The sequence below is a fragment of the Klebsiella sp. K4 genome (assembly GCF_014596785.2).
Lineage (GTDB): Bacteria > Pseudomonadota > Gammaproteobacteria > Enterobacterales > Enterobacteriaceae > Klebsiella > Klebsiella pneumoniae.
In genome coordinates, this window is record NZ_CP115021.1 from 5,015,869 (window position 1) to 5,035,354 (window position 19,486).

The 19,486-nt window shown below is 56.4% G+C and carries 10 protein-coding genes, 1 tRNA gene and 3 rRNA genes; 4 read left to right on the plus strand and 10 right to left on the minus strand.

Annotated features, from left to right (window positions below; genetic code table 11):
- The first annotated feature begins 182 nt into the window (after positions 1–182).
- The gene (gene iclR, locus IB144_RS24705; RefSeq protein ID WP_016946580.1) at positions 183–1,013 is read left to right on the plus strand and encodes a glyoxylate bypass operon transcriptional repressor IclR; all 831 of its coding nucleotides are present in this window, start codon (positions 183–185) and stop codon (positions 1,011–1,013) included.
- A gap of 50 nt (positions 1,014–1,063) precedes the next feature.
- On the opposite strand, the gene aceK is transcribed toward iclR, so the two are convergent.
- The 4 genes from aceK to metA all read right to left on the minus strand — a co-directional run bounded on the left by aceK (position 1,064) and on the right by metA (position 7,126).
- The gene (gene aceK / locus IB144_RS24710; RefSeq protein WP_002884575.1) at positions 1,064–2,848 is read right to left on the minus strand and encodes a bifunctional isocitrate dehydrogenase kinase/phosphatase; all 1,785 of its coding nucleotides are present in this window, start codon (positions 2,846–2,848) and stop codon (positions 1,064–1,066) included.
- A 102-nt stretch (positions 2,849–2,950) separates the two neighbouring features.
- Positions 2,951–4,255 carry an isocitrate lyase gene (aceA, locus tag IB144_RS24715; protein ID WP_002884570.1) on the minus strand — a complete coding sequence of 435 codons (1,305 nt, stop codon included), beginning with the start codon at positions 4,253–4,255 and terminating at the stop codon, positions 2,951–2,953.
- Between the two features lie 79 nt (positions 4,256–4,334).
- Positions 4,335–5,936, minus strand: coding sequence for a malate synthase A (aceB, locus tag IB144_RS24720; protein WP_002884559.1), 1,602 nt, complete (start codon positions 5,934–5,936; stop codon positions 4,335–4,337).
- 260 nt (positions 5,937–6,196) lie between these two features.
- A complete protein-coding gene (gene metA, locus IB144_RS24725) occupies positions 6,197–7,126 on the minus strand; it encodes a homoserine O-succinyltransferase (protein WP_004146576.1) in 930 nt (309 codons plus the stop codon).
- A gap of 156 nt (positions 7,127–7,282) precedes the next feature.
- Between metA and IB144_RS24730 the strand changes: the two genes are divergently transcribed.
- A complete protein-coding gene (locus tag IB144_RS24730; protein ID WP_004178258.1) occupies positions 7,283–7,744 on the plus strand; it encodes an acetyltransferase in 462 nt (153 codons plus the stop codon).
- Between the two features lie 162 nt (positions 7,745–7,906).
- Here the strand turns inward: IB144_RS24730 and rrf are convergent.
- From rrf to IB144_RS24750, 4 genes are all read right to left on the minus strand, one after another.
- Positions 7,907–8,022, minus strand: a 5S ribosomal RNA gene (gene rrf / locus IB144_RS24735).
- Between the two features lie 190 nt (positions 8,023–8,212).
- Positions 8,213–11,114: ribosomal RNA gene (locus tag IB144_RS24740) — 23S ribosomal RNA — on the minus strand.
- 182 nt (positions 11,115–11,296) lie between these two features.
- Positions 11,297–11,372 (minus strand) — tRNA-Glu (locus IB144_RS24745).
- Between the two features lie 85 nt (positions 11,373–11,457).
- Positions 11,458–12,997, minus strand: a 16S ribosomal RNA gene (locus IB144_RS24750).
- The 16S, 23S and 5S rRNA genes sit together here with 1 tRNA gene alongside, the layout of an rRNA operon.
- Positions 12,998–13,624: 627 nt before the next feature.
- Here IB144_RS24750 and purH point away from each other — a divergent pair.
- Positions 13,625–15,214 (plus strand): bifunctional phosphoribosylaminoimidazolecarboxamide formyltransferase/IMP cyclohydrolase, encoded by a 1,590-nt coding sequence (purH, locus tag IB144_RS24755; RefSeq protein WP_004178254.1) that lies wholly within the window; start codon positions 13,625–13,627, stop codon positions 15,212–15,214.
- 15 nt (positions 15,215–15,229) lie between these two features.
- Positions 15,230–16,525, plus strand: coding sequence for a phosphoribosylamine--glycine ligase (gene purD, locus IB144_RS24760; RefSeq protein WP_002884357.1), 1,296 nt, complete (start codon positions 15,230–15,232; stop codon positions 16,523–16,525).
- Here the strand turns inward: purD and zraR are convergent.
- A complete protein-coding gene (zraR, locus tag IB144_RS24765) occupies positions 16,515–17,846 on the minus strand; it encodes a sigma-54-dependent response regulator transcription factor ZraR (RefSeq protein WP_004895015.1) in 1,332 nt (443 codons plus the stop codon). The two genes, purD and zraR, sit on opposite strands and share 11 nt — an antisense overlap.
- Positions 17,833–19,227 (minus strand): two-component system sensor histidine kinase ZraS, encoded by a 1,395-nt coding sequence (gene zraS, locus IB144_RS24770; protein WP_004873300.1) that lies wholly within the window; start codon positions 19,225–19,227, stop codon positions 17,833–17,835. The genes zraR and zraS overlap by 14 nt, the downstream gene beginning before the upstream one ends.
- Positions 19,228–19,486 lie beyond the last annotated feature (259 nt).

The following is a 19,486-nucleotide window of genomic DNA, read 5'->3' on the forward strand; positions in this document are numbered from 1 at the left end:
CAACGCTCGACTCAGGCCAAATAGCCAACAAACCATACTGGCATAAACCACCGGAGCGGAAAAGACAACAACGGGCAATATGAGACATGTTCAGCTTCACTCCTCCGATGAGTCCGGTTGTGATTGCATTATTGCCAAATAAAACGAAAATTATTTCCACGATACAGAAAAAGGAGTTCGCGATGGCCACTACCCCCATTCCCGCGAAACGCGGCAGAAAACCCGCGGCTGCCACTGCCCAGCAGGCTGGCGGTCAGGTTCAGTCGCTGACCCGCGGCCTGAAATTACTCGAATGGATTGCCGAGTCCCACAGCAGCGTCGCGCTGACCGAACTGGCGCAGCAGGCGGGTCTGCCCAACTCCACGACTCACCGTCTGCTGACCACCATGCAACAGCTGGGCTTCGTCCGCCAGGTTGGCGAGCTGGGTCACTGGGCCGTCGGGGCGCATGCTTTCGTGGTCGGCAGCAGCTTTCTACAAAGCCGCAATCTGCTGGCCATTGTCCACCCGATCCTGCGCCAGCTGATGGAAGATTCCGGTGAAACGGTGAATCTGGCGGTGCTCGACCAGAGCGACCACCAGGCGATCATTATCGATCAGGTGCAGTGCACCCAGCTGATGCGGATGTCGGCGCCAATCGGCGGTAAACTGCCGATGCACGCTTCCGGCGCCGGGAAGGCGTTTCTCTCGCAATTGAGCGAAGAGCAGGTCACCAGTCTGCTGCACCGTAAAGGGCTGCATGCCTATACGCATGCCACGCTGGTCTCCCCGCTGCATCTGAAGGAAGATTTAGCCCAGACCCGCAAGCGGGGCTACTCTTTCGATGATGAGGAGCACGCGCTCGGCCTGCGCTGCGTCGCCGCCTGCATTTACGATGAACATCGCGAACCGTTCGCGGCAATCTCCATCTCAGGCCCCATCTCGCGTATGACCGATGATCGGGTGACTGAGCTGGGCGCGCTGGTGATCAAGGCGGCGAAGGAAGTGACGCTGGCGTATGGCGGGGTTAAATAAAAAAATGCCCCAGAGGGGCATTTTAAGTAGGCCTGATAAGCGTAGCGCCATCAGGCAGATCGGCGCACCTTGCCGGATGGCGGCGTAAACGCCTTATCCGGCCTACTGTCGGCGCCATAGCGCACGCTAAAACGCTGCTTGCGCCGGTAGGCGTAGACATCTTCCACATGGCCGTTTTTAATCCGCATCTGCAGTGCGCGCCAGTAGTCGGCGCGCAGCAGGTCGGCATGCATCTCTTCAAACAGTGGCCCAATGCGCGGGTCGGCGCACAGCCAGTGGCGGAACTCCTCCGGAAACACATCGCCAGGCGAAACGCTGTACCACGGCTCGCTGGCCAGCTCATCCTCCGGATAGCGCGGCGGCGGGATCTCGCGAAAATTCACTTCCGTCATATAGCAGATTTCATCATAGTCGTAGAACACCACCCGGCCATGGCGGGTGACGCCGAAGTTTTTAAATAACATATCGCCGGGAAAGATGTTGGCGGCGGCCAGCTGGCGGATAGCATTGCCATACTCTTCTACCGCATCACGCAATGCCTGGCCGTTAACCTGCTCCAGCCACAGGTTGAGCGGCACCATTCGCCGTTCAATATAGAGATGGCTGATGACGATGCGGTCGCCGAGATCGGTGAGTTTGTTCCCCGCTTCCGCCTGCAGCAGCGCCAGCAGCGCCGGCGCGATTTGCCGTTTATCCAGCACGAAATTTTCAAACTCCTGGGTGTCCGCCATCCGCCCGACGCGGTCATGCTCCTTTACCAGCTGATAGCAAGCCCGAACATGGGCGGCGGTCATCTCTTTCTGCGGCGCGAAGCGGTCCTTGATCACCTTAAACACCCGGTCAAAGCCCGGCAGGGTAAACACCAGCATCACCATCCCGCGAATACCCGGCGCTTCAATAAACTGCTCATCGCAGCGAGTAATGTAGTGTAGATATTCGCGATAGCTTTCGGTTTTGGCGTGCTTCTGACAGCCAATCGCCATGTACAGCTCGGCCGTCGTTTTACCCGGCAAGATCTCGCGCAGCCATTCCACCAGGGCGCCGGGCAACGGCGCATAAACCATAAAATAGGAACGCGCGAAGCCAAAAACGATACTCGCTTCGGCATGGGTTGTGAGGCAGGTGTCAACAAACAGCTCACCCTCTTCGCTGCGGTGGATCGGCAGCAAAAAAGGCAGCGTCGCCATCGGCATGACCAGTTTGCCCACCAGCCAGGCGGCTTTATTGCGGTAGAACAGCTCATTGGCGACCTGCAGATGACAGGTGGCGAGCAGTTCCTCCCCCAGCGCCTCCTGCAGACTGGCAATGATATAGCCGATATCCCGCGCTTTGTTTTGCCACGGTAGCCGCAGCGGCAGATCGGACAGTACTTTACCCAGCAGGTGCGACCAACCGCGTTCCGGAAAGAAATCTTTCGCCAGCGGTCGCGGGAGGGTACGAAAGGGTCGCTCGGGCTGCGAGCTGAAAATAAAGAGCCGCTCGGGGGTCAGCGAGCGGTGGTCAAACAGGCGGCAGTAGACCGAATTGAAAAAGCTCTCAGCAATTTCAAAGCGAGGGTAATCCGGTAAAAGTTGGGTGTACTGCTGTTTCACCCGCAGAAGAAAATCGACGTCGGTGCTTTTCCCTTCGGTGATGCAGCGCAGCTGCTCTACTACCAGGCCCACGTGGTGATCGTAGAGATGGATCCGCTGCTTCATCGCCTGCTGCACGGCGTGCCAGTCAGCCTGTTCAAAGCGCTGCTGCGCGCCGGAAGTGACTTCAAGAAAACGCCCATACTGCGCGTCAAATCCCTGCAATATCGTTTGGGCAATCAGTAATTCAAGACCACGCGTCATCGCTTTCCCCCATCCGGCGCCACGTCATGCCGGATGGCGCGCTCGCTTATCCGGCCTGCGTCCTCTTGCAGGCCCGGTCAGCGTCGCGCCACCGGGCATGGCTTAAAACTGCTCTTCTTCGGTCGAGCCGGTCAGCGCCGTTACCGACGAGGTGCCACCCTGGATAATGGTGGTGACCTTGTCGAAGTAGCCGGTGCCCACCTCCTGCTGATGCGAGACGAAGGTGTAGCCTTCCGGCCCGGCGGCGAATTCCGGCTGCTGCACTTTCTCAACATAGTGGCGCATCCCCTCACCCTGAGCGTAGGCATGGGCGAGGTCGAACATGTTGAACCACATGCTGTGGATCCCCGCGAGGGTAATAAACTGGTATTTGTATCCCATGTCCGACAGCTGCTGCTGGAAGCTGGCGATGGTTTTATCATCGAGATTTTTCTTCCAGTTAAACGACGGCGAGCAGTTATAGGCCAGCAGTTTGCCCGGGAAACGCGCATGGATAGCCTCGGCAAAGCGGCGCGCCTGCTCGAGATCCGGTTTCGACGTTTCACACCACACCAGATCCGCATACGGCGCGTAGGCCAGCCCGCGGCTGATCGCCTGCTCGATCCCGGCGTGGGTGCGGAAGAACCCTTCGCTGGTGCGATCCCCGGTAATAAACTCACGATCGTACGGATCGCAGTCTGAGGTAATTAAATCCGCGGCGTCGGCATCGGTGCGGGCGATGACCAGCGTCGGGACCCCCATCACGTCGGCCGCCAGACGCGCCGCCACCAGCTTCTGAATCGCCTCCTGAGTCGGAACCAGCACTTTACCGCCCATATGGCCGCACTTCTTCACCGATGCCAGCTGATCTTCGAAGTGAACAGCCGCTGCACCGGCTTCAATCATCGATTTCATCAGCTCAAAGGCGTTCAGGACGCCGCCAAAACCGGCCTCCGCATCCGCCACGATCGGCAGGAAGTAGTCGATAAAGCGCGGATCGTTCGGTTCAATTCCCGCTGACCACTGGATCTGATCGGCGCGGCGGAAGGTGTTGTTGATCCGATCCACCACCGCCGGTACCGAGTTGGCCGGATACAGCGATTGATCCGGATACATGCTGGACGCTAGGTTAGCATCCGCCGCCACCTGCCAGCCGGAGAGATAAATGGCTTCGATACCCGCCTTCGCCTGCTGCAAGGCCTGGCCGCCGGTCAGCGCGCCGAGACTGTTGACGTACCCTTTTTTCGCCTCCCCGTGCAGCAGACGCCACAGTTTCGCCGCGCCAAGCTGCGCCAGCGTGCATTCCGGATTCACCGAGCCGCGTAACTTCACCACCTCTTCCGCGCTGTAGGGACGGGTAATGCCTTCCCAGCGCGGGTTCGTCCATTCTTTGTTTAATTCTTCGATTTGTTGGGTACGGGTTTTCATGTGCAGATGCTCCATATAATTTCCTGGCTCCCCAGGCTCATAGGTGAAGGACTAAATGGCGAACCACACCATCTGGCGATTAGGCCAGCAGGCGGTAGCCCGGCAATGTCAGAAAATCAATTAGCTCGTCGGAGGTGGTGATCTGCTCCATCAGTCGCGCCGCATCGTCAAAGCGGCCGTGGCTGAAGCGGTGCTCTCCCAGCTCCTCCTGAATCACCATCAGCTCTTCCGCCAGCCACTGGCGAAACAGCGCCTTAGTGACCGGGGTGCCGTCGTTCAGGGTTTTCTGATGATGGATCCACTGCCAGATAGAGGTGCGCGAGATCTCGGCCGTTGCGGCGTCTTCCATCAGGCCATAAATCGGTACGCAGCCGTTGCCGGAGATCCACGCTTCGATGTACTGCACCGCCACGCGAATGTTGGCGCGCATTCCGGCTTCCGTGCGTTCGCCCTCGCAGGGAGCCAGCAGTTGTTCAGCGGTAATTGGCGCATCCTCGCTCCGGGTGACCGAGAGCTGATTCGGCTTATCGCCCAGCACGCGGTCAAACACCGCCATGGCGGTATCCGCCAGGCCCGGGTGGGCGATCCAGGTCCCATCGTGACCGTTGTTGGCCTCCAGCTCTTTATCGGCGGTGACTTTACTCAGCACCTGGCGGTTACGTTCGGTATCTTTGCTCGGGATAAACGCCGCCATACCGCCCATCGCAAACGCGCCGCGTTTGTGGCAGGTCTTAATCAACAAGCGTGAGTAGGCGCTGAGGAAGGGTTTATCCATCGTCACCACCTGCCGGTCCGGCAGTACGCGATCCGGATGGTTTTTCAGCGTCTTGATATAGCTGAAGATGTAATCCCAGCGGCCGCAGTTCAGGCCAACAATATGGTCGCGCAGCGCATGCAGGATCTCATCCATCTGGAACACCGCTGGCAGCGTCTCAATCAGCAGCGTGGCCTTGATGGTGCCCCGCGGCAGGTCAAAGCGATCTTCCGTAAAACTGAAGACATCGTTCCACCATGCCGCCTCCTGCCAGGCCTGTGTTTTTGGCAGATAGAAGTAGGGACCACTTCCTTTCGCCAGCAGCGCCTGGTAGTTATGAAAGAAATAGAGCGCAAAATCGAACAGGCTGCCGGGGATGGCCTCATTACGCCAGGTCACATGCTTTTCCGGCAGGTGCAGGCCGCGCACACGGCATACCAGCACAGCGGGATTGGGCTGCAACTGATAGATTTTGCCGGCCTCGTTGGTGTAGCTGATGGTTCCGTTCACGGCATCGCGCAGGTTGATTTGACCATCAATGACTTTGCGCCAGTCAGGCGCCAGCGAATCCTCAAAGTCCGCCATAAAGACTTTGACGTTGGCATTCAGCGCGTTAATGACCATCTTGCGCTCGACGGGGCCGGTGATTTCCACGCGGCGATCCTGCAAATCAGCCGGGATACCGCGAATAGTCCAGTCGCCATTTCTAATGGAAGCAGTTTCCGAAATAAAATCCGGAAGCTGCCCGTCGTCAATAGCCTGCTGTTGCTGCAAACGCGCGGCCAGCAGCTTATTGCGCGCCGGCGTAAAGCGGCTCACCAGTTCCGTCAGAAATTCTACCGCCTCAGGCGTTAAGATCTGCTTCTCCTGCTCGCCATAGGGCTGACTAAAGGCCAGTTCATCGGTGATTGTCGCCTGCTGCGTCATTGTGCTGCTCCTCTTGGTTGATCCGCTGGAAGCGAGCGAAAGATCGTTGTGCAGTTTTCGCTCAGCACAATTAAGACTACTCAATTAATTTCCAAAATCAAAAACAATTTCCATTTTAATTTTAAATTATCATTAACACATTGATAACAATGAAATTAAAGTTATCATCGTGTATGAAGTGAATTTCGGAAATAAAAAAGGCACCCGAAGGTGCCAGAGGCAAAATGCTGAAACGCTTTAGGATCGTCTCACATAGAGTATTATTCCAGCGTCGGATTCATATGACGCAGATCGTATGGCGTAATCTGGTAGACGTAATAGTTAAGCCAGTTAGCGAACAGCAGATTGCCGTGGCTGCGCCAGGTGGCGCGCGGTTTGTTCTGCGGGTCGTTTTGTGGGAAATAGTTATGAGGTATCTCAGGGTTCAAACCGGCTTCCACATCGCGGAAATATTCACTTGCCAGGGTATTGGCATCGTACTCCGGGTGGCCGGTGACAAAGGCGATGCGCTTATCTTTACTGGCGAACAAATACGCATCGCCCTCTTCCGTCTCCGCGAGGATCTCAAGATCGGTATAGTCGCGAATAAGTCCGGCCGGAAAATCAGCATAGCGTGAGTGCGGGGCCAGGAAAGAGTCGTCGAAACCGCGGGTCAGTAAGGCGTGCGGATGAAGAATATGGTGTTCATAGACGCCGGAAATCTTTTCGGCGCGGGTCTGCTTGGGAATGCCGTACAGAATGTTCAGCGCGGCCTGAACCGCCCAACAGACGAACAGCGTCGAAGTGACGTGATCCTTGGCCCACTCCAGTACCTGTTTGATCTGCGGCCAGTAAGCAACATCGTTAAACTCAACCAGGCCTAAAGGAGCGCCGGTAACAATCAGGCCGTCAAAGTTCTGATCGCAGATCTCATCGAAATTACAGTAAAAGTTATTCAGATGCTCCGCAGGGGTATTACGCGACTCGCGCGCATCGATACGTAATAACTGGATATCCACCTGCAGCGGAGAGTTTGATAGCAGACGCAGGAACTGATTTTCCGTCTCGATTTTCTTCGGCATCAGGTTGAGGATTAACACCTTCAGGGGGCGGATTTCCTGAGTCGTTGCACGTGTTGTCGTCATTACGAAGACGTTTTCATTGCGCAAGAAATTGACGGCTGGCAGCTCGTCCTGCACCCGAATTGGCATAACTGTATTACCTCATAGCATACGTATAAACGTTTAGACATCCAGATAGCTGAAGATAACCAGGAATCGGGTGAATGTCGAGTCTGCATGTTCACGGTGAGAAAATTTCACGGCGCTTGTTGAGTTAGAATATAAGAATGTAGAAAAGGAGAAAGTATGGTTATTAACATCCGCCGTTCCCGGCCTGATGAAGGGGATAAACTGACTGCGATCTGGTGTCGGTCGGTCGACGCCACGCATGATTTTCTGACAAAAGCGTATCGAAAGGAGCTGGAGGAGATGGTACGCGCATTTTTACCGGAGGCTCCGCTGTGGGTGGCGGTTAATACGGAAGACCAGCCGATCGCCTTTATGCTGCTGACCGGAGATCATATGGATGCGCTGTTCGTCGATCCGGATGTCCGCGGCTGTGGCGTGGGGAAGTTGCTGATTGAGCATGCGCTGTCGTTAACGCCGAAGCTGACGACCAATGTAAATGAGCAGAATGAACAAGCGGTCGGGTTTTATCAGAAGATGGGTTTTAGGGTGACAGGGCGCTCTGAAACGGACGATCTGGGGCAACCGTATCCGTTATTGAATTTGATGTATGAGCAGCAGGCTGAAGCAGACTACGATTGACGTCGGTAACTTTGCGGCATTGATGTCCCCTCGGCCAGCAGGTGGCCGAGGATCCGTAGCCCCTGTAAGCGCAGCGCCACCGGGGAGACATGCCGGCACGCTGGCCGGACGACAGAAACGCAAAAAGCCCATCCGACAGGATGGGCTCTTCACTTGTTTGATGCCTGGCAGTTCCCTACTCTCACATGGGGAGACCCCACACTACCATCGGCGCTACGGCGTTTCACTTCTGAGTTCGGCATGGGGTCAGGTGGGACCACCGCGCTAGTGCCGCCAGGCAAATTCTTTGTGCTCGTCCTGTGTCTTTTGCGCTCATACTGCGTTGGCTGCTCTCGCGAGTGTCAGTCACATACTTATGTATGCTCCTTCCATCGCGTCGTTTGCCGCCTTGTCTCAGCGCAAAATCCTTCGGACTCTGAATCAGAGCTGAAAATCTTCTCAAATCCGCCAAAACATCTTCGGCGTTGTAAGGTTAAGCCTCACGGTTCATTAGTACCGGTTAGCTCAACGCATCGCTGCGCTTACACACCCGGCCTATCAACGTCATCGTCTTTAACGTTCCTTCAGGAGACTTAAAGTCTCAGGGAGAACTCATCTCGGGGCAAGTTTCGTGCTTAGATGCTTTCAGCACTTATCTCTTCCGCATTTAGCTACCGGGCAGTGCCATTGGCATGACAACCCGAACACCAGTGATGCGTCCACTCCGGTCCTCTCGTACTAGGAGCAGCCCCCCTCAATTCTCCAGCGCCCACGGCAGATAGGGACCGAACTGTCTCACGACGTTCTAAACCCAGCTCGCGTACCACTTTAAATGGCGAACAGCCATACCCTTGGGACCTACTTCAGCCCCAGGATGTGATGAGCCGACATCGAGGTGCCAAACACCGCCGTCGATATGAACTCTTGGGCGGTATCAGCCTGTTATCCCCGGAGTACCTTTTATCCGTTGAGCGATGGCCCTTCCATTCAGAACCACCGGATCACTATGACCTGCTTTCGCACCTGCTCGCGCCGTCACGCTCGCAGTCAAGCTAGCTTATGCCATTGCACTAACCTCCTGATGTCCGACCAGGATTAGCTAACCTTCGTGCTCCTCCGTTACGCTTTGGGAGGAGACCGCCCCAGTCAAACTACCCACCAGACACTGTCCGCAACCCCGGTCAGGGGCCAACGTTAGAACATCAAACATTAAAGGGTGGTATTTCAAGGTTGGCTCCACGCAGACTGGCGTCCACGCTTCAAAGCCTCCCACCTATCCTACACATCAAGGCTCAATGTTCAGTGTCAAGCTATAGTAAAGGTTCACGGGGTCTTTCCGTCTTGCCGCGGGTACACTGCATCTTCACAGCGAGTTCAATTTCACTGAGTCTCGGGTGGAGACAGCCTGGCCATCATTACGCCATTCGTGCAGGTCGGAACTTACCCGACAAGGAATTTCGCTACCTTAGGACCGTTATAGTTACGGCCGCCGTTTACCGGGGCTTCGATCAAGAGCTTCTCCTTACGGATAACCCCATCAATTAACCTTCCGGCACCGGGCAGGCGTCACACCGTATACGTCCACTTTCGTGTTTGCACAGTGCTGTGTTTTTAATAAACAGTTGCAGCCAGCTGGTATCTTCGACTGGTCTCAGCTCCATCCGCAGGGACTTCACCTACACACCAGCGTGCCTTCTCCCGAAGTTACGGCACCATTTTGCCTAGTTCCTTCACCCGAGTTCTCTCAAGCGCCTTGGTATTCTCTACCTGACCACCTGTGTCGGTTTGGGGTACGATTTGATGTTACCTGATGCTTAGAGGCTTTTCCTGGAAGCAGGGCATTTGTTACTTCAGCACCGTAGTGCCTCGTCATCACACCTCAGCCTTGATTATCCGGATTTGCCTGGATAACCAGCCTACATGCTTAAACCGGGACAACCGTCGCCCGGCTAACATAGCCTTCTCCGTCCCCCCTTCGCAGTAACACCAAGTACAGGAATATTAACCTGTTTCCCATCGACTACGCCTTTCGGCCTCGCCTTAGGGGTCGACTCACCCTGCCCCGATTAACGTTGGACAGGAACCCTTGGTCTTCCGGCGAGCGGGCTTTTCACCCGCTTTATCGTTACTTATGTCAGCATTCGCACTTCTGATACCTCCAGCATGCCTCACAGCACACCTTCGCAGGCTTACAGAACGCTCCCCTACCCAACAACACATCGTGTCGCTGCCGCAGCTTCGGTGCATGGTTTAGCCCCGTTACATCTTCCGCGCAGGCCGACTCGACCAGTGAGCTATTACGCTTTCTTTAAATGATGGCTGCTTCTAAGCCAACATCCTGGCTGTCTGTGCCTTCCCACATCGTTTCCCACTTAACCATGACTTTGGGACCTTAGCTGGCGGTCTGGGTTGTTTCCCTCTTCACGACGGACGTTAGCACCCGCCGTGTGTCTCCCGTGATAACATTCTTCGGTATTCGTAGTTTGCATCGGGTTGGTAAGTCGGGATGACCCCCTAGCCGAAACAGTGCTCTACCCCCGAAGATGAATTCACGAGGCGCTACCTAAATAGCTTTCGGGGAGAACCAGCTATCTCCCGGTTTGATTGGCCTTTCACCCCCAGCCACAAGTCATCCGCTAATTTTTCAACATTAGTCGGTTCGGTCCTCCAGTTAGTGTTACCCAACCTTCAACCTGCCCATGGCTAGATCACCGGGTTTCGGGTCTATACCCTGCAACTTAACGCCCAGTTAAGACTCGGTTTCCCTGCGGCTCCCCTATACGGTTAACCTTGCTACAGAATATAAGTCGCTGACCCATTATACAAAAGGTACGCAGTCACACCCGAAGGTGCTCCCACTGCTTGTACGTACACGGTTTCAGGTTCTTTTTCACTCCCCTCGCCGGGGTTCTTTTCGCCTTTCCCTCACGGTACTGGTTCACTATCGGTCAGTCAGGAGTATTTAGCCTTGGAGGATGGTCCCCCCATATTCAGACAGGATACCACGTGTCCCGCCCTACTCTTCGAGTTCACAACCTGTGCATTTTGGTGTACGGGACTATCACCCTGTACCGTCGGACTTTCCAGACCGTTCCACTAACACACAAGCTGATTCAGACTCTGGGCTGCTCCCCGTTCGCTCGCCGCTACTGGGGGAATCTCGGTTGATTTCTTTTCCTCGGGGTACTTAGATGTTTCAGTTCCCCCGGTTCGCCTCGTTAACCTATGTATTCAGTTAACGATAGTGTGACGAATCACACTGGGTTTCCCCATTCGGACATCGCCGGTTATAACGGTTCATATCACCTTACCGACGCTTTTCGCAGATTAGCACGTCCTTCATCGCCTCTGACTGCCAGGGCATCCACCGTGTACGCTTAGTCGCTTAACCTCACAACCCGAAGATGTTTCACTTCTGATTGCGAAAATTTGAGAGACTCGAACACACATTAACTGTGTGTCGTTTCAATTTTCAGCTTGATCCAGATTTTTAAAGAGCAAATATCTCAAACGTCACCCGAAGATGAGTTTTGAGATACATCGGCACGCGTCTTTCACTCACGAACCAGCAAGTGGCGTCCCCTAGGGGATTCGAACCCCTGTTACCGCCGTGAAAGGGCGGTGTCCTGGGCCTCTAGACGAAGGGGACACTGAAGTCTCAATCGCAAGACGCCTTGCTTCTTTACGTTCATCAGACAATCTGTGTGAGCACTGCAAAGGCAGGTTCTTTAAGGTAAGGAGGTGATCCAACCGCAGGTTCCCCTACGGTTACCTTGTTACGACTTCACCCCAGTCATGAATCACAAAGTGGTAAGCGCCCTCCCGAAGGTTAAGCTACCTACTTCTTTTGCAACCCACTCCCATGGTGTGACGGGCGGTGTGTACAAGGCCCGGGAACGTATTCACCGTAGCATTCTGATCTACGATTACTAGCGATTCCGACTTCATGGAGTCGAGTTGCAGACTCCAATCCGGACTACGACATACTTTATGAGGTCCGCTTGCTCTCGCGAGGTCGCTTCTCTTTGTATATGCCATTGTAGCACGTGTGTAGCCCTGGTCGTAAGGGCCATGATGACTTGACGTCATCCCCACCTTCCTCCAGTTTATCACTGGCAGTCTCCTTTGAGTTCCCGGCCGAACCGCTGGCAACAAAGGATAAGGGTTGCGCTCGTTGCGGGACTTAACCCAACATTTCACAACACGAGCTGACGACAGCCATGCAGCACCTGTCTCACAGTTCCCGAAGGCACCAATCCATCTCTGGAAAGTTCTGTGGATGTCAAGACCAGGTAAGGTTCTTCGCGTTGCATCGAATTAAACCACATGCTCCACCGCTTGTGCGGGCCCCCGTCAATTCATTTGAGTTTTAACCTTGCGGCCGTACTCCCCAGGCGGTCGATTTAACGCGTTAGCTCCGGAAGCCACGCCTCAAGGGCACAACCTCCAAATCGACATCGTTTACGGCGTGGACTACCAGGGTATCTAATCCTGTTTGCTCCCCACGCTTTCGCACCTGAGCGTCAGTCTTTGTCCAGGGGGCCGCCTTCGCCACCGGTATTCCTCCAGATCTCTACGCATTTCACCGCTACACCTGGAATTCTACCCCCCTCTACAAGACTCTAGCCTGCCAGTTTCGAATGCAGTTCCCAGGTTGAGCCCGGGGATTTCACATCCGACTTGACAGACCGCCTGCGTGCGCTTTACGCCCAGTAATTCCGATTAACGCTTGCACCCTCCGTATTACCGCGGCTGCTGGCACGGAGTTAGCCGGTGCTTCTTCTGCGGGTAACGTCAATCGACAAGGTTATTAACCTTATCGCCTTCCTCCCCGCTGAAAGTGCTTTACAACCCGAAGGCCTTCTTCACACACGCGGCATGGCTGCATCAGGCTTGCGCCCATTGTGCAATATTCCCCACTGCTGCCTCCCGTAGGAGTCTGGACCGTGTCTCAGTTCCAGTGTGGCTGGTCATCCTCTCAGACCAGCTAGGGATCGTCGCCTAGGTGAGCCGTTACCCCACCTACTAGCTAATCCCATCTGGGCACATCTGATGGCATGAGGCCCGAAGGTCCCCCACTTTGGTCTTGCGACGTTATGCGGTATTAGCTACCGTTTCCAGTAGTTATCCCCCTCCATCAGGCAGTTTCCCAGACATTACTCACCCGTCCGCCGCTCGTCACCCGAGAGCAAGCTCTCTGTGCTACCGCTCGACTTGCATGTGTTAGGCCTGCCGCCAGCGTTCAATCTGAGCCATGATCAAACTCTTCAATTTAAGTTTGATGCTCAAAGAATTAAACTTCGTAATGAATTACGTGTTCACTCTTGAGACTTGGTATTCATTTTTCGTCCGAGGACGTTAAGAATCCATGTCACTTTGAGTGCCCACACAGATTGTCTGATAAATTGTTAAAGAGCAGTTGCGACGCGCTTTAGCGCTCTGTCGCGAGGTGGCGTATATTACGCTTTCCTCTTTCAGAGTCAACCCGTTTTTCAGGATTTTTCTCTGCAACCGAACCGGCTGTTTGTGTGAAGTGATTCACATCCGCCGTGTCGATGGAGGCGCATTATAGGGAGTTCTCGAGCGTCCGCAATAGAAAAATGGCAGAAAAATGACTGACTGCTGCATTCCCCAGCAAAACCCCGCTTTATACCTCGTTACACACAGAATTATCCACAGGAGAGCGTAAAAACATGACCGCTAGCCCCGTGGATCGCCAGCTATATAGAAGGAGAATCACCGCCCTGGAGAGAAACATAAAAATTCGCGAGCGTTGCGCAAACGTTTTCGTTACAATGCCGCGCTATGACACGGATGCCCGGTTGGGTGCGTTAGGTGAGTTTTTAGGCAAAAACTCACCTAACGCTCTCTGTAATGTTCAAATCCTGGGGATTTAATACCATGCAACAACGTCGTCCAGTCCGCCGCGCTCTGCTCAGTGTTTCTGACAAGGCCGGTATCGTCGAATTCGCGCAGGCGCTTTCCGCTCGTGGTGTCGAGCTGCTGTCCACCGGCGGCACCGCTCGCCTGCTGGCAGATAAAGGCCTGCCGGTTACCGAAGTCTCTGACTACACCGGTTTCCCGGAAATGATGGATGGACGCGTGAAGACCCTGCATCCGAAAGTACACGGCGGCATCCTCGGTCGTCGTGGTCAGGATGACGGTATCATGCAGCAACACGGTATCGCGCCTATCGATATGGTTGTCGTGAACCTTTACCCGTTCGCCCAGACCGTCGCTCGTGAAGGGTGCTCGCTGGAAGACGCGGTGGAAAACATCGATATCGGCGGCCCGACTATGGTGCGCTCTGCGGCGAAGAACCATAAAGATGTCGCCATCGTGGTTAAGAGCAGCGACTACGACGCCATCATTAATGAGATGGACGCCAACGAAGGTTCCCTCACGCTGGCCACCCGCTTCGACCTCGCCATTAAAGCCTTCGAACACACCGCCGCTTACGACAGCATGATCGCCAACTACTTCGGCAGCATGGTTCCGGCCTATCACGGCGAAAGCAAAGAAGCCGCTGGCCGCTTCCCGCGTACCCTGAATCTGAACTTCATTAAGAAGCAGGATATGCGCTACGGCGAAAACAGCCACCAGCAGGCGGCTTTCTATATAGAAGAGAATGTAAAAGAGGCCTCCGTGGCGACCGCCACTCAGCTGCAGGGCAAAGCGCTCTCCTATAACAACATTGCCGATACCGATGCGGCGCTGGAGTGTGTAAAAGAGTTCAACGAGCCGGCCTGCGTTATCGTTAAGCACGCCAACCCGTGCGGCGTTGCCGTCAGCAACTCGATTCTTGACGCCTACGATCGCGCTTACAAAACCGACCCGACCTCCGCGTTCGGCGGCATCATTGCCTTTAACCGCGAGCTGGATGCTGAAACCGCGCAGGCGATCATCTCTCGCCAGTTCGTCGAAGTGATCATCGCGCCGTCCGCCAGCGAAGAAGCGCTGAAAATCACCGCCGCGAAGCAGAACGTCCGCGTACTGACCTGCGGCCAGTGGGATACTCGCGTTGCCGGCCTCGATTTCAAACGCGTTAACGGTGGTCTGCTGGTTCAGGACCGCGATCTCGGCATGGTCACCGCAGGTGAACTGCGCGTGGTCAGCAAACGTCAGCCAACCGAGCAGGAACTGCGCGATGCGCTGTTCTGCTGGAAAGTGGCGAAATTCGTCAAATCCAACGCCATTGTGTATGCCAAAGATAATATGACCATCGGCATAGGCGCCGGTCAGATGAGCCGCGTCTACTCGGCGAAAATCGCCGGAATTAAAGCCGGTGATGAAGGTCTGGAAGTGAAAGGTTCCGCCATGGCCTCTGACGCTTTCTTCCCGTTCCGCGACGGCATCGATGCCGCAGCCGCGGTAGGCATCACCTGCGTTATTCAGCCGGGCGGCTCTATCCGTGACGACGAAGTGATTGCCGCCGCTGACGAACACGGCATCGCCATGATCTTCACCGACATGCGCCACTTCCGCCATTAATTCATGGAGCAGCAGATGAAAGTATTAGTAATCGGCAACGGCGGGCGTGAGCACGCGCTGGCCTGGAAAGCGGCTCAGTCGCCGCTGGTTGATACCGTCTACGTCGCGCCGGGCAACGCCGGTACCGCCCTGGAGCCGTCGCTGCAAAACGTCGCCATCGGCGTCACCGATATTCCGGCGCTGCTTCGCTTCGCGCAGGATGAGAACATCGATCTGACCATCGTTGGCCCGGAAGCGCCGTTGGTCATTGGCGTGGTCGACGCGTTCCGTGCCGCCGGTCTGAACATTTTCGGGCCAACCGAAGGCGCCGCGCAGCTGGAAGGCTCAAAAGCCTTCACCAAAGATTTTCTCGCCCGTCATCATATTCCGACGGCGGAATACCAGAACTTCACCGAAGTGGAGCCTGCGCTGGCTTATCTGCGCGAGAAAGGCGCGCCGATCGTCATCAAAGCCGACGGTCTGGCGGCGGGTAAAGGCGTTATCGTGGCGATGACCCTCGAGGAAGCCGAAGCGGCGGTCAAAGATATGTTGGCCGGCAACGCCTTTGGCGACGCAGGCCACCGCATCGTGATTGAAGAGTTCCTCGATGGCGAAGAGGCTAGCTTTATTGTGATGGTCGACGGCGAGCACGTCCTGCCGATGGCCACCAGCCAGGATCACAAGCGCGTCGGCAACGGCGATACCGGCCCGAACACCGGCGGGATGGGGGCGTACTCCCCGGCGCCGGTGGTTACTGACGAAGTCCACCAGCGCACCATGGAGCGGATTATCTGGCCAACCGTGAAAGGCATGGCCGCTGAAGGCAACACCTATACCGGTTTCCTCTACGCCGGTCTGATGATCGACAAGCAGGGCAACCCGAAGGTGATTGAGTTCAACTGCCGCTTTGGCGACCCGGAAACCCAACCGATCATGCTGCGCATGAAGTCCGACCTGGTCGAGCTGTGCCTCGCCGCCTGCGCGGGCAAGCTGGACGAGAAAACCTCCGAGTGGGATGACCGCGCGTCGCTGGGCGTGGTGGTTGCCGCCGGCGGCTATCCGGGCAGCTACAATACGGGCGATGAGATCTACGGCCTGCCGCAGCAGGAAGTCGCAGACGGTAAGGTCTTCCACGCCGGCACCAAACTGTCTGACGACCAGCGCGTGGTCACCAACGGCGGGCGCGTGCTGTGCGTCACCGCGCTGGGTGACTCCGTGGCGCAGGCGCAGCAGCGCGCCTATCAGCTGCTGACCGACATTCGCTGGGACGGTAGCTTTAGCCGTAGCGATATCGGCTGGCGCGCCATCGAACGTGAAAAGGCTAACGGCTAAGTTTCGCCAGCAGCGTTTTGCGCGTAATGCCTAACTGACGGGCGGCTTCGGTTTTGTTGCCGCCCGTTTTTTCCAGCGCCGCCAGAATCACCTCTTTCTCCACTTCCACTAACGGCTGAATTCCCCCCTCCTCGCTCCCGCCTGATGGCAGCGGCGTACCGGCGATCGCCAGGGGCAGTTCTCGCTCAGAGATATAGTTTCCGGTCAGTAGCACCACCGCCCGCTCCACCGCGTTTTCCAGCTCGCGTATATTGCCCGGCCAGGGGTAGTGGATCAGCAGGTCCATCGCCTGTGGCGTGAACCCCTTTACCGTCTTACGATTGCGTTCGGTATAGCGTTTGAGAAAATGCTGCGCCAGCTGCGGAATATCTTCCCGTCGCCGGCGCAGCGGCGGTATCTCGATGGTCACGACGTTGAGTCGGTAATAGAGATCCTGGCGAAAGCGCCCGGCGCTCACCTCTTCCGCAAGGTTGCGATGGGTGGCGGCGATAAGCCGCACATCAACGGCAAGCGTCTGGTTGCTGCCGACCCGCTGCACCTCCCGCTCCTGAATCGCCCGCAGCAAGCGGACCTGCATCACTGGCGAGATATCGCCTATCTCATCAAGAAACAGCGTGCCGCCATCCGCTTCGACAAAGCGTCCTTCCCGCCGCCGATCCGCCCCGGTAAACGCCCCTTTTTCATGGCCGAAGAGTTCCGACTCCAGCAGTGACTCATTCAGCGCCGCGCAGTTGAGCGTGACCAACGGCTTGTCACGACGCTCGCTGCAGGCGTGGATGGCGTGCGCCACCAGCTCCTTACCGGTTCCCGACTCCCCATAAATCAGCACCGTCGCGTCCGAAGGGGCCACCAGCGTAATATCGTTAAGAAGCGCCTGCATCGCCGGGCTGTCGCCAATCATGCCCCACCGTGAATCCGTCGCAACGCTGGGGTCGCTCTCGCTCTGCCGGGTGTGCGCCAATGCCTGAACCAGCGTCTGCTGCAGGGTGTCAAAATCCAGCGGTTTAACCAGATAATCCAGCGCCCCGGACTTAATAGCTTCTACCGCCGTACCGACGCTGGAAAACGCCGTCATGATCAGCACCGGTATCGCCGGGTTATAGGCCTTAATCTCTTTTAACGTTGCGATACCGTCCATCTCCGCCATACGGATATCGCACAGCACCAGGTCGAAGACCTGCTGATGGATCTGCTCCAGCGCCTGCAGGCCGTTGTGAGCCAACCCCACCTGATAGCCCCAGCCGCGCAGCAGCGCCTGCAGGATCGTGCAGTGGCTGATGTCATCATCAACGACCAGAATCTGTACTTTATCGCTGCTCATCTTCCCTCCGTTGAGCATCCACCGGTAACCAAAGCGTAAATATCGCTCCAGCTCCCGGCTGACTTTCGGCGCGGATCGTCCCGCCATGTTGTTCGATAATATTCTGCACTACGGCCAGCCCCAGCCCGGTGCCGTCCGCCTTGGTGGTGAAATACGGCGTGAAGATAGCCTGTAACTCTTCATCGCTCATCCCCTTACCGCTATCCGTGACGACGATTTTCACCCGCTGACGATCGGCTTCGCTTGCTGTTACGCGAATGACGCCGTCACGGCCAATCGCCTGCATTGCATTCAGGTACAGATTCAACAGCACCTGATTCAGGCGATCGGGGTCGGCGCTGATCGTGGTTAACTCAGGTCGCGGAGTAAATTGCAGCGCGATCCCGCGGCTCTGCGCATCCTGGCTTACCAACTGCAATGAGTGGCGGATAAGCGCGTTGATATCGACTGTCTGGTAGTTTAGATGGGCGGGCCGGACCAGCTCCAGCAGCTCGCTGACCACCCGGTTCAGGCGATCAGCCTCTTTGGCCATCACCTGGGCTAACTGATGCGACTCGCCGCCAGGCGGCGTGCGCTCGGCAAAATATTTCGCCAGCCCTTTAATCGACGAGAGCGGGTTGCGGATCTCGTGCGCGACCCCCGCCGCCAGATGGCCAAGCGCCACCAGCTTTTCCTTGCGGGCCATCGCCTCCAGCAGCTGTTTCCGCGAGCGACGATAGCGGCGGAACCAGAACTGAGCGAGGATCGTCGCCGCTATCACCAGCGCGGCGGCACCCAGCATGATGGCCATATTCCGCTGCCCGCGGGCCTGCGCGGCATCCAGCTCGCGGCTATCAAAGGCGATAAAAATCACCTGCGGGACGGTGGCCTGAGCCAGGGCGCTATTGCCGCGGTTCATCATTCCCATATGGTGGCCGCGGGCCGGATTAAGCGGGCGAAAATGGCGATAGATCTCCAGCGCCGGCTGCGGTTCGCTAAGCCGGCGCCAGCGGGCCTGTTCGCCAACCGCTAACGCACGCATCTGCGCCGGGCTATACAGCGTTTTACCCACCTGCTGCGGATCGCTATGGGCGATAATTTTACCGTTTTCATCGGTCACCGCGAACCACAGGACGCCCGGTTGCCAGGCCATCTCTTCCAGCAGGGCCTGCAGCTGCGCATGATGCATACGCATCCCCATCCCGACGCGCGTGCCGGACTCCAGCGCGCGGATCAGCACGCTCCCTTTCTCTTCAATGGTTTGTCGGGCAGCGGTCGTCTCGCGACCGTAGTCGCGGACGATCATCGCGGAGAACAGCATGACCAGCAGCACAACCGTGCCGGTCAGCAGCCAGCTCAGCGCGCCAGCGGCGGCGTCCCGGGAGAGAGATTTGATCTTCATCGGCGAGTCCTTGTCATCTCTTTTTCACTATCTGCAGGCTCCTTCAGCAGAAATCATGCCATGTTTCCGCGCGGCCAATCCTGCTCTCAAACATATCGCCTGCGCTTAAGCGAGTAAAAATGACTCGCCTGACCCTGGCGGAACGGGTCATTTTTACTCGCTCTCCTCGGCAAAGGCTTCGGCAGGCCCACACAGACGGGCTTTTTCAGACTGGCATGGAAGATGCAATACCGAGGGAAACCACACAGGAGAAAATGCC

Coding starts and splice junctions, on each gene's coding strand:
- IB144_RS24730 (WP_004178258.1), top strand. CDS start 7,283: ATGGTTATTAACATCCGCCGTTCCCGGCCTGATGAAGGGGATAAACTG.
- aceB (WP_002884559.1), bottom strand. CDS start 5,936: ATGACGCAGCAGGCGACAATCACCGATGAACTGGCCTTTAGTCAGCCC.
- aceK (WP_002884575.1), bottom strand. CDS start 2,848: ATGACGCGTGGTCTTGAATTACTGATTGCCCAAACGATATTGCAGGGA.
- zraR (WP_004895015.1), bottom strand. CDS start 17,846: ATGAGCAGCGATAAAGTACAGATTCTGGTCGTTGATGATGACATCAGC.
- aceA (WP_002884570.1), bottom strand. CDS start 4,255: ATGAAAACCCGTACCCAACAAATCGAAGAATTAAACAAAGAATGGACG.
- iclR (WP_016946580.1), top strand. CDS start 183: ATGGCCACTACCCCCATTCCCGCGAAACGCGGCAGAAAACCCGCGGCT.
- purD (WP_002884357.1), top strand. CDS start 15,230: ATGAAAGTATTAGTAATCGGCAACGGCGGGCGTGAGCACGCGCTGGCC.
- metA (WP_004146576.1), bottom strand. CDS start 7,126: ATGCCAATTCGGGTGCAGGACGAGCTGCCAGCCGTCAATTTCTTGCGC.
- purH (WP_004178254.1), top strand. CDS start 13,625: ATGCAACAACGTCGTCCAGTCCGCCGCGCTCTGCTCAGTGTTTCTGAC.
- zraS (WP_004873300.1), bottom strand. CDS start 19,227: ATGAAGATCAAATCTCTCTCCCGGGACGCCGCCGCTGGCGCGCTGAGC.